Annotated in this window: 20 protein-coding genes; all 20 read left to right on the top strand. The window is 60.3% G+C overall.

The annotated features are described in order from the left end of the window. Positions 1–49: 49 nt before the first annotated feature. The 20 genes from ACL9RI_RS17275 (at position 50) to ACL9RI_RS17370 (ending at position 15,177) form a co-directional block, all read left to right on the top strand. Positions 50–421: a hypothetical protein gene (locus tag ACL9RI_RS17275; protein ID WP_422727742.1), complete on the top strand. Its 372-nt coding sequence runs from the start codon at positions 50–52 to the stop codon at positions 419–421. Beyond that, positions 421–981: a glycoside hydrolase family 108 protein gene (locus ACL9RI_RS17280; protein WP_422727743.1), complete on the top strand. Its 561-nt coding sequence runs from the start codon at positions 421–423 to the stop codon at positions 979–981. Before ACL9RI_RS17275 ends, ACL9RI_RS17280 begins: the two co-directional genes overlap by 1 nt. Then, positions 978–1,487 (top strand): lysozyme, encoded by a 510-nt coding sequence (locus ACL9RI_RS17285; RefSeq protein ID WP_422727744.1) that lies wholly within the window; start codon positions 978–980, stop codon positions 1,485–1,487. The genes ACL9RI_RS17280 and ACL9RI_RS17285 overlap by 4 nt, the downstream gene beginning before the upstream one ends. Beyond that, on the top strand, positions 1,471–1,959 hold the full coding sequence (locus ACL9RI_RS17290) for a phage tail protein (RefSeq protein ID WP_422727745.1): 489 nt from the start codon (positions 1,471–1,473) through the stop codon (positions 1,957–1,959). The genes ACL9RI_RS17285 and ACL9RI_RS17290 overlap by 17 nt, the downstream gene beginning before the upstream one ends. Next, positions 1,956–2,423, top strand: coding sequence for a phage virion morphogenesis protein (locus ACL9RI_RS17295; protein WP_422727746.1), 468 nt, complete (start codon positions 1,956–1,958; stop codon positions 2,421–2,423). Before ACL9RI_RS17290 ends, ACL9RI_RS17295 begins: the two co-directional genes overlap by 4 nt. A gap of 117 nt (positions 2,424–2,540) precedes the next feature. Beyond that, positions 2,541–2,798 carry a hypothetical protein gene (locus tag ACL9RI_RS17300; protein WP_034785554.1) on the top strand — a complete coding sequence of 86 codons (258 nt, stop codon included), beginning with the start codon at positions 2,541–2,543 and terminating at the stop codon, positions 2,796–2,798. A 102-nt stretch (positions 2,799–2,900) separates the two neighbouring features. Further along, complete coding sequence (locus ACL9RI_RS17305) at positions 2,901–3,323, top strand: hypothetical protein (RefSeq protein WP_422727747.1); 423 nt, start codon at positions 2,901–2,903, stop codon at positions 3,321–3,323. 166 nt (positions 3,324–3,489) lie between these two features. Then, positions 3,490–4,080, top strand: a complete 591-nt coding sequence (locus ACL9RI_RS17310) for a phage baseplate assembly protein V (RefSeq protein ID WP_422727748.1) — start codon at positions 3,490–3,492, stop codon at positions 4,078–4,080. A gap of 5 nt (positions 4,081–4,085) precedes the next feature. Further along, positions 4,086–4,421, top strand: coding sequence for a GPW/gp25 family protein (locus ACL9RI_RS17315; protein ID WP_422727749.1), 336 nt, complete (start codon positions 4,086–4,088; stop codon positions 4,419–4,421). Next, positions 4,418–5,329: a baseplate assembly protein gene (locus ACL9RI_RS17320; RefSeq protein ID WP_422727750.1), complete on the top strand. Its 912-nt coding sequence runs from the start codon at positions 4,418–4,420 to the stop codon at positions 5,327–5,329. The genes ACL9RI_RS17315 and ACL9RI_RS17320 overlap by 4 nt, the downstream gene beginning before the upstream one ends. Next, positions 5,322–5,942 (top strand): phage tail protein I, encoded by a 621-nt coding sequence (locus ACL9RI_RS17325; protein ID WP_422727751.1) that lies wholly within the window; start codon positions 5,322–5,324, stop codon positions 5,940–5,942. Before ACL9RI_RS17320 ends, ACL9RI_RS17325 begins: the two co-directional genes overlap by 8 nt. Next, positions 5,939–7,576, top strand: a complete 1,638-nt coding sequence (locus ACL9RI_RS17330; RefSeq protein ID WP_422727752.1) for a phage tail protein — start codon at positions 5,939–5,941, stop codon at positions 7,574–7,576. Before ACL9RI_RS17325 ends, ACL9RI_RS17330 begins: the two co-directional genes overlap by 4 nt. Before the next feature lie 3 nt (positions 7,577–7,579). Continuing rightward, positions 7,580–8,089, top strand: coding sequence for a hypothetical protein (locus ACL9RI_RS17335; protein WP_422727753.1), 510 nt, complete (start codon positions 7,580–7,582; stop codon positions 8,087–8,089). A gap of 34 nt (positions 8,090–8,123) precedes the next feature. After that, positions 8,124–9,299, top strand: a complete 1,176-nt coding sequence (locus ACL9RI_RS17340) for a phage tail sheath protein (protein ID WP_422727754.1) — start codon at positions 8,124–8,126, stop codon at positions 9,297–9,299. A gap of 54 nt (positions 9,300–9,353) precedes the next feature. Next, the gene (locus ACL9RI_RS17345; RefSeq protein WP_422727755.1) at positions 9,354–9,863 is read left to right on the top strand and encodes a phage major tail tube protein; all 510 of its coding nucleotides are present in this window, start codon (positions 9,354–9,356) and stop codon (positions 9,861–9,863) included. A 39-nt stretch (positions 9,864–9,902) separates the two neighbouring features. Next, positions 9,903–10,211: a phage tail assembly protein gene (locus ACL9RI_RS17350; RefSeq protein WP_422727756.1), complete on the top strand. Its 309-nt coding sequence runs from the start codon at positions 9,903–9,905 to the stop codon at positions 10,209–10,211. Between the two features lie 8 nt (positions 10,212–10,219). Beyond that, positions 10,220–10,333: a GpE family phage tail protein gene (locus tag ACL9RI_RS17355; RefSeq protein WP_422727757.1), complete on the top strand. Its 114-nt coding sequence runs from the start codon at positions 10,220–10,222 to the stop codon at positions 10,331–10,333. Then, complete coding sequence (locus tag ACL9RI_RS17360; RefSeq protein WP_422727758.1) at positions 10,334–13,246, top strand: phage tail tape measure protein; 2,913 nt, start codon at positions 10,334–10,336, stop codon at positions 13,244–13,246. It abuts the gene before it with no gap. Between the two features lie 12 nt (positions 13,247–13,258). Continuing rightward, positions 13,259–13,912 carry a phage tail protein gene (locus tag ACL9RI_RS17365; protein WP_422727759.1) on the top strand — a complete coding sequence of 218 codons (654 nt, stop codon included), beginning with the start codon at positions 13,259–13,261 and terminating at the stop codon, positions 13,910–13,912. Then, positions 13,909–15,177, top strand: coding sequence for a phage late control D family protein (locus ACL9RI_RS17370; RefSeq protein WP_422727760.1), 1,269 nt, complete (start codon positions 13,909–13,911; stop codon positions 15,175–15,177). The genes ACL9RI_RS17365 and ACL9RI_RS17370 overlap by 4 nt, the downstream gene beginning before the upstream one ends. Positions 15,178–15,179: the final 2 nt, after the last annotated feature.

Consider the following 15,179-nt stretch of genomic DNA (forward strand, 5'->3'; position numbering starts at 1 on the left):
TTTATCCATCATGAAAAATCTATCCCCTCTCACCTCGGAGTATCAAGCAATGTCCGCAGAATCGTTTGGTGGTTTTGCCACCCTGGTCAAACTGTATGGCTTCAAGGCCGCGCTGGGCATGGTCGGCGCGGCCATGTTGTACATCGTGCTGCCGCCGTTAAATGCCGATGGCACCTTTAACAAGGGCGAGTTCGTCGCCCGCCTGGCCTGCGCCGGCGTGTTTTCCTGCTTACTGGGCAGCACCGTGTATCAGCTGCTGTGCGCCCAGCTCCCCACCATCGGCGCCATGGTCAACGCATCCGCTGTCGATCTGATCGTGGGCGCACCTGGCTGGTGGGTATCGCGCGCCGTGGCCCTGTGGTTCCAGCGCCGCAGCGATAAAGATATCGCCGAGCTGGTCAAAGACGCAAAGGAGCATTGATGCCCACCACTGAAAACCCGCTGATCACGCGCGCCATCGACGCCATCTTGCGCGCCGAAGGCAGCTATGTGAACGACCCGCTTGATGCTGGCGGTGAAACCAACTTCGGCATCACCGTGGCAGTGGCACGCGCCAACGGCTATCAAGGCCCGATGCGCGACATGCCTGTTGCCGTGGCCCGCGCCATCTACACGGCGCGCTACATCGTGGAACCGAAGTTCGACCAGGTGCTGGCCATCCATGCCGGCATCGGCGCCGAGCTGATCGATACGGGCGTGAACATGGGGCCGCGCGCGGCCACTGAATTCCTGCAACGCTGGCTGAACGGTTTCAACGATACCGGTACGCGCTATGCCGCGCTGGTCGTCGATGGACGCCTGGGCGCGCAATCGCTGGGCGCGCTGGCCGCCTTCCTCAAGTGGCGCGGCCAGGACGGCGCCACCGTGCTGCTGCGCGCCCTGAACGGCTTACAGGCAGCGCGCTACCTCGACATCACCGAAGCCAACAAGACCCAGCGCCGCTTTCTGTTCGGCTGGATCAAGGAACGGGTGGCCATGTGATTACGCCCAACTGGCGCCCGCTGGCTACCTACCTGCTGTGCGGCTTTGTCGCGGGCTGGACGGCGCAGGGCTGGCGCAAAGATGCCGCCATCGCCGCGCTGCACAGCGCAGCGGCCACCCAGGCGGCTACCGCCGCCACCGAACTGGCCCAGGCCACCGCCCGCGTGCTGACCTTGGAGCACGCCGCCAGCGCCGCCCTGACGCAGCGCGCCGACCAACTCACCCAGGATCAAACCCATGCGAAAACTGAACGTAACCGCTTTAATGATGACGTGCGCAGCGGTGCTGTGCGCGTGTCAATCCCCATTGCCGGCAGCTGCAGTGCAGCCGCAGATACCCCCGCTGCCGATGGAAATCGCCACCAAGCGCGAGCCGAACTTGACGCAGCGACTACGGCAGCTCTTGGCGCCATCGCCGGCGACGGCGACGACGCCACCCGCCAGCTAAACGCCTGTATCGACGCCTACAACACCGTGCGGAACACCTACCATGTACAAACCGAATAGCCTGCGCCAGCACCTGGCCGCCGCCATCCCCGAGCTGCAGCGCGATCCCGACCGCCTGCTGGTGTTCGCCGACGAGGGTAACGTGGTGGCCAGTGCCACCGCTTCGCTGTCCTTCGAATACCGCTTCAAGTTGAACCTGATCGTGACCGACTACGCGGGCGACGCCGACGCCATCATGGTGGCCCTGATCGCCTGGCTGAAAGTCCACCAGCTCGACCTGATGGCCAACGAAGAGCGGCGCAAGCACGGCATCAGCTTTGAAGTCGATTTCAACAACCATGAAACGGTCGATATTTCGATCAAGCTGGAACTGACCGAACGCGTAGCCGTCAAGCGCGGCGAGGCTGGCCGACTCGATATCCAGCACCTGGCCGAAGTACAGGACACGCCGACCTACGCAGACGAGTTCTGGACCCTGTACGCCGGTGACACCCTGCTGGCCGAATGGCAAACGCCCCAGGCAAGCGCATGAGCGAGGACCTGCAAGCGCTCGAAGCCTGGGCGGGCGCCCTGCTGGCCAAGCTGCAACCGGCCCAGCGCCGCTCCATCAATCACAAGGTAGCCATCGACCTGCGCCGCAGCCAGGCGCAGCGCATCAAGGCGCAGCAGGGGCCGGACGGCGCGGCATATCCGGCGCGCAAGCGGCGCAAGGAGCTTAAAAGTAAAAATGGGCGGATCAAGCGGCAGAAGGCGGCGATGTTTGCCAAAATCCGTACCGAGAAATATCTGAAAGTGAAGGCAACCGGTGACCAGATTGAAGTCGGCTTCCTTGGTCGGGTGGCCCGAGTAGCGCGGGTGCATCAGTTTGGACTGGAAGATCGCGTGTCGAAAAAAGGGCCCGCCTATAAATATCCTGAGCGGCCGCTGCTGGGCTTGAATGAGCAAGATAAAACGCTGATACGTGAATCGCTATTGCAGTACCTACAAAAAGGTTGATTTACACCTGTGAAAATTTCAAGCAAAATTAGTTGCTAAATGAGTTATAGTCACGCGCTACTGGCAGCTTTCGGCCAGTAACGGACATTCGCCGCCCGTGGCGAACTAGGGGAAATAATGAGTGATGTGCGCAGCATAGCAGGTCGGCAATACGAACTGCTATTCGGCAGTGATGTGATTCGGGACGGGGTGTTTCTCGAACTGTCAGAACTTGCCGATGGCGTGAGAGACATAATGGCTGAGGCATTCTTTTACGATGAGCTTGGTTACGTCGTCTTTAACGCGTATCGTTTAGAAATACCATACCCACTAATCATGTGGTTGTACGATGCTGTACTCAAAGAGGGCTGGCCACTCGATGAATATAAGTCTTGAGTGCATTTAAGACGTGCTTACTCGCGAACTTCGGCACTCGGCCAAAAGTGGACATACGAAAAAAACTGAGATCACCTTACAATGGCAATTTGGCAATATGATATGTTCTTAGTTGGCGAAGAAAATACACTGCCGCTTCCGAAGGATGACGGTTGGGAGCTTCCTCAACTACTTGCCGCATCAACACTAAACGCACAACGAACTTTGGTTGGCTCAATGGGTAATCCATGGCTGATGATGGAAGACTGGATAGTATTCGGGAGTGAAGTCGGTACCCGCGTTGATCTTCTCTTTGACTCAAACAAAGTAGAAATTCTCATTCGCTTAGACGCATCAGCAACTGACCGAGAACTTAATGCTGTCTGCTCCTTTGTAGGCGAGCTAAATGGTCGACTCTTCGATCCAGCCACGCGGACACTGCTGCAACCCGACCGCACTACATTAGCTTCTGCTCTGGCCACGTCCCGTGCGGCGGCGTTTTCCCAATCCCCGCGATCTTATCTGTCAGGACAGTCAAGAGGATAATTGGCTCCACATGCACCGTCCGCTTAGGGGCGATAGCAGTCAGTCATCTTTCATCTCCACCACTCAAAAATATGCTTCCCTGCACCACGAGCTTCCATAGTCACTAAGCCCCATATCAACCCGCCCCCGCGTGCATCCGTACGCGGTCTTCGGCAACATGCCATGCATGAACGCCGACCTGTCCGACATCCTCCGCTTGCTGCAAAACCTGATCCGCCTGGGCACCATTGCCGAGGTCGATGGCGCAAAGGCGCGCGTCCAGCTCGGGCCGAATCTCACTACTGAATGGCTGAAATGGGCCACGCCGCGCGCTGGTAGCACGCGCACCTGGTCAGCGCCTACCGTGGACGAACAGGTAATAGTGCTGTCCCCTGGAGGTGATCTGACGCGCGGCACCATCGTGCCGGCGCTGTACTCCAAGGAATTTGACGCGCCCGAAACCAGTGACAGCATCCACACCACCCACTACCCCGATGGCGCCGTGGTGCAATACGACCATGCGTCCCACGAACTGACTGCCACCCTGCCCGGCGGTACCGCCACCATCACGGCCGACAAGGTCACATCGAACGCGCCCAGCACCATCTGCACGGGCGATTTGACCGTCATGAAAAATCTGATCGTCATGCAGGGTGCTACCGTCAAGGGCAGCGTCAAGGCTAGCGGCGACGTACTGGCCGGCGACATCAGCCTGGCCAAACACACGCACGGCGGCGTCAAGGCCGGTGGCGACAAGTCGGGCGGGCCGCAATCATGATGGGCATGAACGCCAGCACCGGGCGCAGCCTGACGGGCCTGGCCCACTTGCGCCAATCAATTGCCGACATTCTCACGACACCTATCGGCTCGCGCACCCGGCGCCGGCGCTACGGTTCGGAAGTGCCCGAACTGATCGACCAGCCTTTGAACGAGGCCACGCAACTGCGCATCTACGCCGCTACCGCCTTTGCGCTGCGCCGCTGGGAGCCGCGCCTGTCCCTATCCAATGTGCAGCTCACGCGTGATACGGATGGCGCCATCGCGGTGCTGCTGGAAGGCACCGCCAATGGCCAGGGCATCACCCTGGCCGTGCCCGTCAAACAAGGCGGCATCGTATGAGCACGCCCATCGACCTGACCCAATTGCCGGCGCCAACCGTGGTTGAAGTGCTGGACTTTGAAGCCATCCTGGCCACCCGCAAAGAACACCTGGTCAGCCTGTTGCCGGAAGCCGAGCGCGATGCCGTCACGGCCTTGCTTGAGCTTGAATCGGAACCGGCCACCAAGCTGCTGGAAGAAAACAGCTATCAAGAAATCATCCTGCGCAACCGCGTCAACGATGCCGGCAAGGCCGTCATGCTGGCGTTCGCCGTCAAAGGCGACCTGGACCAATTGGGCGCCAACGTCAATGTAGCGCGCCTGACGATCACGCCAGCCCAGCCAGACGCCATGCCGCCCGTGGCCGCCGTCATGGAAGACGACGACGCCTATCGCCTGCGCATCCAGGAAGCGCCAGATGGCCTGTCCGTGGCCGGGCCGAAAGCCTCCTATGAATTCCACGCCCGCAGCGCAGATGGCCAGGTCAAGGATGCAAGTGCCATCAGCCCCGCGCCGGCGCACGTCACCGTGACGGTACTATCGAACGATGCCAGCGGTATCGCCAGCGCGGAACTGCTGGCGACCGTGGCGCGTGCGCTCAGCGCCGAAGAAGTGCGCCCCCTGGGCGACCGCCTGACGGTGCAAGCCGCCCAGGTGATCGATTACCAGATCGAAGCCACCCTGTTTATCGGCGTCGGCCCGGAAGTGCCAATCTTGCTCGATGCCGCGCGCGCCAATGCCGCACGCGTGTCGCAGCCGCGCCGGCCGCTGGGCCACAGCATCTACCGTTCCGCCTGCAGCGCCGCCGTGCACGTCGAAGGCGTGCGCAAGGTGGTGCTAACCAGCCCAGCGTTTGACATCGAGCTGGACGCCACCCAAGCGGCGCGCTGCACGGGCATCACCCTGCATATCGTGGTGCGCGATGAATAAAACCGTGCCTACCCTGCCGCCCAATTCCACGGCCCTGGAACGCGCCATCGCCTTGGCCTGCGCCGAACTGGTCAATGTGCCCGTGCCGCTGCGCGACCTGTGGAGCGCCGACCGCTGCCCGGTCAAGCTGCTGCCGTTTCTGGCCTGGGCCTGTTCCTTGGATCGCTGGGATGACAACTGGCCGGAATCGATCAAGCGCGGCGCCATCAAGGCGGCCTACTTCATCCACAAGCACAAGGGCACGATTGCCGCCGTGCGCCGTGTGGTGGAGTCCCTGGGCTACCTGATCCGTATCACCGAATGGTGGCAAGAAACGCCGCCAGGCATGCCGGGCACGTTCCACCTTGACGTGGGCGTGCTGGACTCTGGCATCACCGATGAAATGTTCCAGGAAATGGAACGGCTGATCGCCGATGCCAAGCCGGTCAGCCGACACCTGAAGGGGCTGGCCATTTATCTGGAAAGTCGCGGCACGGTCTACGCGGGCGCTTGCGCCTACCACGGCGACGCCATGACCGTCTATCCGTGGATCGCGGAAACCATCGAAGTGCGCGGCACGCTCTTGCAGGCCGGCGCATCCCATACCATCGACACACTGACCATCTATCCATGAGCACCTATTTCGCAATCCTGACCGAGGTGGGCGAGGCCAAGCTGGCCAATGCCATCGCCCTGGGCCAAACCCTGAAACTTAAAAACCTTGCCGTGGGCGACGGCAACGGCAATCTGCCCATGCCATCGCGCACGCAAAAGGCGCTGGTGCATGAAGTGCGCCGCGCGGGCCTGAACCAGTTGACGATCGATCCGGCCAACGCCAGCCAGATCATTGTCGAACAGGTTCTGCCCGAAGACGTGGGCGGCTGGTGGATACGCGAAATCGGCATCTACGATGAGGCGGGCGACCTGTGCGCCGTCGCCAACTGCCCGCCCAGCTACAAGCCATTGATGACCGAGGGCAGCGGCCGCACGCAAGTGGTGCGTATCGTCCTGATCGTTGCCAGCACGGCCGCCATCGAACTGAAAATCGATCCGTCCATCATCCTGGCCACACGCAAGTATGTTGATGATCAAGACATTACCGTGCGCGCTTACAGTGACGCGCAACTGGCCAAGCACCTGGCCGCCGTCGATCCGCACCCGCTGCTGGCCAAGATTGCTTATGTCGATCAGCAAGACACCAGCGCACGCGCCTATGCTGATCAGCAGCTGGCCGGTCACTTGAACGCTGCCGATCCACACCCATTGCTGGCCAAGACTGCTTATGTCGATCAGCAGGACACCAGCGCACGCGCCTATGGCGATCAGCAACTGGCCAAACACCTGGCCGCAGCTGATCCACATCCGCTGCTGGCCAAGATTGCTTATGTCGATCAGCAGGATGCCAGCGCCCGCGCCTATGGCGATCAGCAACTGGCCGGCCATTTAAACGCTGCCAATCCGCACCCGCAACTTGCCCAGCGCAGCTATGTGGACCAGCGAGACAATGATGTCATCGTGTATGGCGATCAACGACTCGCCGGACACCAGGCCAGCGCCGATCCCCATCCCCAATACAGCATGAAGACCGTGGCAACACCGCCGAAGTTCGACGAGTCGAACAGGCTGGTCAATGCCGAATTTGTGCAGCGCGCGCAAGGAAACATGGCGCAATATCGCGATGTATTGGAAAGCCGCACACTCACCGCACAAGACATGGGCTGTGCCCTGTACTTCCCGTATGCCGGCAAGATTCTCACCATTCCGGCACCGGCATCGCTAGGCATTCCGCCCAATACCGGCAAGTGCGTCAAATTTTTTGGGCTGTTCAATGCTGGCACACTGGTTGCTGCACCAGGTGTGAATATTGGATTTGATGTCGGCATGGTGGAAAGCATCACGATCAAGGTCGGCCAATACCTCACCCTGATGGAGACTGGGCCGAACGTTTGGCAAGTCATCGACTCCACCGCCGAAATGTGGCGCAACGCCGACTTTGCCTCTGCCCTTGCCATTAATGGATATCAAAAGATCGCCGGCGGCATGATCATCCAAAAAGGCCAGGTGCTGACCAATTCCCCCTCTGAGTTTGTGCGCTTCACCTTCCCGATCCAGTTCCCTGGATCGGGAACGCCAACCGTGGTTGTTTCGCCAATCAACGGCGGCACGCAGCTGTACTCGGCATGGCACGGCACGCCAACAGCGTCCCATGTGGACATCAAAGGCAGCGAGCCTGCCATGTACATCGACGTTCTTGCCATTGGTTACTAAAAAATGAACATTCGCTATTCCAAATCCACGGGCAACTTTTACCCGTACACAGAAGATTACGCCACCCTACCCGACGACATTATTGATGTCGATTACGCCGATTTTGAACGCGCGATGGCACGGCAACCGGGTCAAACCTTTTCCTTCAAGCGGGGCAAACTTGTCATCTCGGATGCGCAGCCTGCCGCCTTCGCCACCTTGGCGGAACACTATATGGACAAGGTACGCCTGGCCCGTGACGCCGTATTGAACCGCCTGGCGGGCATCGGCTTTGCAGCGCTGGCCAGCGCCGACATGCCGACCGTGCAAGCGATCAGCACGGCGCGTGCCGACTTGCTCGATATCACCACCTGCGCGGCGGTGCGCGCTGCCGATGACATGCCAGCCCTGCAAGCCGCCGTCGAACGCGAATACAGCCGCATCGCCGACACGCTGCCGGATGAGGCCCGCCGCGCCTTTGCCGAAGCCGGCACCGCCTTGCCAGCGGCCTTGTCTGCCAACGTCAGCCAGTAATCCCTACTTTTACCCCTCACCAGGAGAGCCAACCATGCCCACCGACTACCACCATGGCGTGCGCGTCATTGAAATTAACGAGGGTTCGCGCCCGATCCGTACCGTATCGACGGCCGTGCTGGGCCTGATCGCCACGGCCAACGACGCCGACCCGGAAACCTTTCCGCTCGACACGCCTGTGCTCGTCACCAACGTGCTGGCCGCCATGGGCAAGGCCGGCAAAAAGGGCACCTTGTACCGCGCGCTGGAAGCGATTGCTGCGCAAACCAAACCCCTGACGGTGGTGGTGCGCGTGGCCGAAGGCGAAACGGAAGCGGAAACCACCACCAATGCCGTGGGCGGCGTGTCGCCCGATGGCCAATACCTGGGCGCCAAGGCGCTGCTGGCCGCGCAAAGCAAGCTGGGCGTCAAGCCGCGCATCCTGGGCGCGCCGGGTCTGGACACCAAGGCCGTCACCAACGCCCTGGCAGGCGTGGCGCAGCAACTGCGCAGCTTTGTGTATGCATCGGCCTATGGCTGCAGCAACGTGGTGGCGGCTACCACCTATCGCGACCAGTTCGGCCAGCGCGAAGTGATGATCATCTGGCCCGACTTCGTGAACTGGGATACTGCCACCGATGCCGAAGCCAGTATGTCGGCCGTGGCCTATGCCATGGGCTTGCGCGCCAAGATCGACGAGGAGACGGGCTGGCACAAGACGCTGTCCAACGTGGTCGTCAACGGCCCGACCGGTCTGACCAAGGATGTGTTTTTTGACTTGCAAGACCCGAACACCGATGCAGGTGTGCTCAACGCCAAGGAAGTCACGACCCTGATCAATATGGGCGGCTACCGCTTCTGGGGTTCGCGCACCTGCGAGGCGCCGGGTGGCTTCTTTTATTACGAGAGCTACACGCGCACGGCCCAGGTGATTGCCGACACCATCGCCGAGGCGCATTTCGCCTTTGTCGATCTGCCCTTGCATCCGTCACTGGTGCGCGATCTGCTGGAAAGCATCAATGCCAAGTTCCGCGACCTCAAACGCCAGGGCTACATCATCGACGGCACCGCCTGGTATGACGAACAGTTCAATGGAAAAGAAACGCTCAAGGCCGGCCAGCTCGCCATTGACTACGACTATACGCCCGTGCCGCCCCTGGAAAACCTGCGCTTCCAGCAGCGTATCACTGACCGCTACCTGGCCGACTTCGCCTCGCGCATCGCCGCCTAAGCAGCAACACCCAGCCCGCACCAGCGCGGGCGCTTTGAATAACTGGAGAAAATAATGGGCCTGCCCCGCAAACTGAAAAACTTCAACCTGTTTCAAAACGGCGTGTCCTTCATGGGCATGGTGCCCGAAGTCACCTTACCCAAGCTGAGCCGCAAGATGGAAGAGTACCGCGCTGGCGGCATGAGCGGCCCCGTGTCGGTGGACTTCGGCAACGAGGCAATCTCGCTGGAATGGAGCGCGGGCGGCCTGATCGTGGAAGCCCTGAAACAGTACGGCGCGCATAGCCACGGCGCCGTGCAACTGCGCTTTGCCGGCGCCTACCAGGAAGACGATGACGGCACCGTTGCCGCCGTCGAAGTCGTCGCACGCGGCCGTTACAAGGAAATCGACATGGGCACGGCCAAGATGGGCGACGACACCACCCACAAATACACCATGGCTTGCAGCTATTACAAGCTGATGGTCGATGGCGCCACCGTGATCGAACTGGACTTCATGAGCGGTATCGAAAATTTCGGCGGCGGCGATACCAATGCAGCCATCCGCAAGGCCATCGGCCTGTAATCCCCCTTTTTAACCACCACCCCATACAAGGAACACAGCATGAACAACGATACCCAAAACCAAGCCGTCATCGAACTGGACGAACCGATCAAACGCGGCGACAGCTTTATTACCAGCCTGACCGTGCGCAAACCAAAAGCCGGCGCACTGCGCGGCGTTTCGCTGATCGACCTGGCCAACCTGAGCGTCACCGCCCTGCAAGTCGTGCTGCCGCGTATCACCGAACCCACCCTGACCGCGCACGACATTGCCAACATGGACCCGGCCGATTTGCTGGCAGTAGGCGCGGAGGTCGGCGCTTTTTTGGTGAGCAAAGCAGATCGCCTCTCGGTATCCCCGGCGAAGTAGAAGACGCCATGGCCGACATTGCCGGCGTCTTTCACTGGACGCCGGCAGCAATGGACGATTTTACGATTGATGAACTGATGGCCTGGCGCGAGCGCGCCAGGCTGCGTAGCGGAGCGGAATAGATGGCTGGCCGGGATTTGAAGTTACAGGTAGTGTTTGCAGCGCTGGACAAAATCACCGGCCCGCTCAAGAAAATCATCGGTGGCGCCAGCGATACAGGCAAAGCACTGAAAGCCACCAGCGACCGCTTGCGCGAGCTGAACGCCCAGCAAAAGAACATCGGCAAATTCCGTGAGCTGCATGGTGGCCTGGACGCCACCCGCACCAAGCTGGACGCAGCACAGCAGAAAGTCGCCAGCCTGGCCGCCAAGATGAAACAGGCCGAGACGCCCACGCGCGCCATGACGCGCGAATTTAACGCCGCTGTCAAAGCTGCCGGCGCATTGAAGGCGGCCGGCCAGGAACAGGCCCAGCAATTACAAGTCATGCGCGAACGCCTGGCGGGCGCCGGCATCGGCACCAAAGACCTCGCCAACCATGAGCGCACCTTGCGCCGCGAGATCGAAGCCACCAACAAAACCATGACGCTGCAGCAGCAAAGGCTGGCCAACTCGGCCGCCAAGCAACAGCGTGTGACCAATGCCACCCAGCATGCAGACAAACTGCGCAACAAGGCGGGCAGTCTGGCCATGGCTGGTGCAGGGGCAATGGCAACAGGTGCGGTGATGGGCGCGCCCGTGGTCAAAGGGCTAAATGAAGCCAAACACTATCAAACGGAAGTTGGCCGCGTTAACGCACTGGGCCTGGGCGATAAAGTCTCTGCCGAGGCCGTCGCCTTTGCGCGGAACATGAAAACCTACGGCACCAGCCAATTGGACAACCTGCAATTGATGCGTGATGGTATGAGCGCCTTTGCCGACGTGCATCACGCCGAAATGGTTGCCCCTACCCTGGCCAAGATGAAATTTGCCAACCATGCCTTCTTTGGCGAGGAAGAAGGCGCCGACAATGAACGTAAGTTCATGGACATGCTTAAAGTGATCGAGCTGCGCGGCGGCCTGGAAAGCAAGGAAAAGTTTGAAGCACAGGCCAACATCGTACAAAAAGTGATCGCTGCGACCGGCGGGCGCGTGGGACCGAACGAGTGGCTTAACATGATCAAGACCGGTGGCGTCGCAGCCAAGGGCTTGAAAGATGATGCCTTTTACTACCAGATGGAACCACTGGTACAAGAAATGAGCGGCAACCGCGTCGGCACATCGTTGATGAGTGCATATCAAAACTTATACCAGGGCCGCACTACCAAGCGTTCCGCTAACAAGCTGGATGAATTCGGCCTGATCGGGGACAAAAGCAAAGTCAGACCTGACAAAGTGGGGCAAATCGCGTACCTGGACCCTGGTGCTTTGCTTGGGTCTGATCTGTTTCGAGATAACCAGTTCGAATGGATGGAAAAGGTTTTGCTGCCCCAGTTGGCAAAAAAAGGCATTACCGAGAAAAATCAGGTTCTGGATGCTATCGGCAGCATCTTTTCCAACCGCACAGCATCGAGCCTGTATTCTCAGATGTATTTGCAACGGGCGCAGATCCACAAGAATGAAAAACTCAACCGTGGCGCCGCAAACATCGACCAGCTGGAAAAGCTGGGCCGCGAATCGGCCGGCGGCAAAGAGCTGGAGGCGCAATCCAAGCTGGCAGACCTCAAGTTGAGCATGGGTGAAAAAATCCTGCCCCTTTATGCGCAGGGGCTGGAACTGGCCATCAGCGCCATCACGCGCCTGAATGGCTTTATGGAACGCAACCCCGCCACGGCAAAAGTGATGATTGCCAGCTTTACCGTGCTGGCCGGGCTGCTGCTGGTACTCGGCCCCATCATGCTGGGCATTGCCTCGCTGATCGGCCCTTACGCCATGCTGCACGTCATGTTTGCCAAGATGGGCATTGCTGGCGGCGTGCTGACGCCGATCTTGCGCGGCGTGGGCGGCGCGTTCATGTTCGCCAGTCGTGGCGTGCTGGCACTGGGCACAGCTCTGCTGACAACGCCAGTCGGCTGGGCCATCGCAGCCATTGCCCTCATTGCCGGCGCCGCCTACTTGATCTACAAGTATTGGGACCCGATCAAGGCTTACTTTGTCGGCGTATGGGAATACGCGAAAACGGCATTTTCGGATGGTATCGGCGGCATTGCCAGTCTGCTGCTGAATTGGTCCCCGTTTGGACTGTTCTACCGGGCATTTGCTGGGGTCATGTCATGGTTCGGTGTTTCCCTGCCCTCCAGCTTAAGCGAGTTCGGCGCCGGATTGCTGCGCAGCCTGGCCAGCGGCATCACCAGCGCATTTAACGTGATCTATGAATGCTGGGAGCCGATCAAGGCCTTCTTTTCGGGTGTGTGGGCGCAGATCAAGGCGATCTTTGCCAGTGGAATCGGCAGCGTGGTCGGCCTGATCGCTGACTGGTCGCCTATCGGCCTGTTCTATCGCGCGTTTGCCGGTGTGCTGGGCTGGTTCGGCATCGAGCTGCCGGCCAAGTTCAGCGAGTTCGGCGGCAATATCCTGCGCGGCCTGGTCAATGGCATTACCGGATCGATGGGCGCCGTCAAGGATGCGATCAGCAACGCTGGCAGTAGCACCATTGCCTGGTTTAAGGAAAAGCTAGGCATCCATAGCCCCAGCCGCGTGTTTGCCCAGCTGGGCGACTACACCATGCAAGGCTTGGCCGTGGGCCTGGACCGCAGCGAGGATGCACCGATTGCCAAGGTATCGGGGCTGGCGCAGCGCCTGACGCGATTGGGCGCGGGCATCGCCATCGGCACGGCCGCCGCCCTGCCCGCCAGCGCCTTCGACACACGCGCGCCGCTGTCCCAGAGCGCGTTTGGCGCCGGCATGATCATCCAGGGCGACAAGATCGAAATCACGATCCAGGCGCAAGCCGGTTCCGATCCTCAAGCCATCGCGCGCGCCGTGTATGCAGCAATGGAACAGCGCGACCGCGAAAAGACAGCACGCATGCGCTCTGCCCTGTACGACAGAGAATAAAGGAAGCAGATCATGATGATGATTTTAGGAATGTTCGTTTTCAGCCTGCCCACGCTGGCCTATCACGAACTGCAGCGCCAAACCGAATGGAAGCACGCCAGCACGGCCCGCGTGGGCATGCGTGACGCGCATCAATACGTGGGCCCAGGCGATGACACCATTACCCTGTCGGGCTGGGTGGCGCCAGAACTGACCGGCTCCCTGTATTCACTCGATGCGCTGCGCATGATGGCCGACACAGGCAAGTCATGGATTTTGATCCAGGGCACGGGCCGCATTCTCGGCTCGTACCGCATCACCAGCATGACTGAAGGCCGCACCATCCTGGACGGCAGCGGCGGCGCACGCCGCGTCGAGTTCTCAATTGCGCTCAAGCGCGATGACGACGGCGTGCTGGCCATGGTCGGCCTGGGTGATATTGGCGACCTAAAAAACATGCTCAGCATCGACGGTATCACCAGCGGTATCGCGGGTGCAGCGAAAAACGCCATCGGCAGCGTAGTGGGCAATGCCATCGGTGGCATCACGGCCAAATATGGCGGCGTCGTCAGCGACATGAAAGACAAGATCGGCAGCAGCATCAGCGGCGCCATCGGCAGTGCAAAAGACCAGGCCAATGGCGCCATCACTAGCGCTATTGGCGCTGCCAAGGACAAACTTAAATGAGTGACCATATCCCCGCCTTTCGCGTCACCATCGAAGACAAGGACATCACTGCCATCGTTTCGCCGCGGCTGATCAATCTGACCCTGACGCTATGCCGTGGCGATGAAAGCGACCAGCTCGATATTGCGCTGGATGACAGCGACGGCAAGCTGGCCATGCCGCCCCGTGGCGCGCAGATCGCCGTGGCGCTGGGCTGGCAATCCACCGGCCTGGTGGAAATGGGCAAGTTCACGGTGGACGAGGTGGAACATAGCGGCGCGCCGGACACCATCACCCTGCGCGCCAGGTCGGCCAACCTGATCGACACTTTCAAGCAACCGCAGGAACGCAGCTTTCACAAAACCACCCTAGGCGCCATCATTGAAGCGATTGCCTTCAACAATGAGCTGGCGTCAGGCGTATCCGCACGCCTGCGCGATACGGCCATCGAGCACATCGACCAGACCCACGAAAGCGATGCGGGCTTCCTGCGCCGGCTGGGCAAGAAATACGATGCTGTGGCCACCGTCAAGAACGACACCTTGCTGTTCATTCCTATCAACCAGAGCCGCACCGCCAGCGGCAAGGCGCTGCCCGTGATCGATATCACGCGTGCCCTGGGCGACGGCCACCGCTACCACAGCGCCGAAAGCGACTCCTACACGGGCGTGCGCGCTTTCTGGCACGACGAACGCTATGCGCGGCGCCGCAGCGTGGTGGCCGGCGTGCCCGGCAACAGCAAGCGCCTACGCACCACCTTCGCCAACGAAGCCGACGCGCGCACGGCGGCCGTGGCCGAATGGCAGCGTATCTTGCGCGGCCTGGCCACCTTTGAAATGTCGCTCGCCCTGGGCAACCCGGCCGTGTTCCCGCAATCGCCTGTGACGGTGAGGGGATTCAAGCCCGAGATCGACGCCACGGAATGGCTATCGACCAAGGTCACGCACAGCCTGGGCGGCAGCGGCTTTACCACACGGGTGGAGTTTGAAACGAAGACAGAAGCGGTTGAAGCCGAACGGGAAGAAGAAAAAGACCCTGACGAAGGCATCACGGGCGTGGTGGCCAAGTGGAAGGACGTTGCGGCGAAGAAGAAAAAGACGGGCCAGGAAATGGCAGGCACCAAAACGAAACTCAAGACGCTTGAGCATCTTTACAAGACCAGGCAGGCCGCCAAGCGTGCAGTCAAGCATGCATGGCAGCGTATCAAGGAAATGAGGGAAATTATCCGCGAGAATAGCGAGGAACCGTGGAAGCCAGGTACAGCAGATTCAACGGATCAAGATTGATG

It is taken from the genome of Janthinobacterium sp. Mn2066, from assembly GCF_049319705.1.
GTDB lineage: Bacteria > Pseudomonadota > Gammaproteobacteria > Burkholderiales > Burkholderiaceae_D > Janthinobacterium.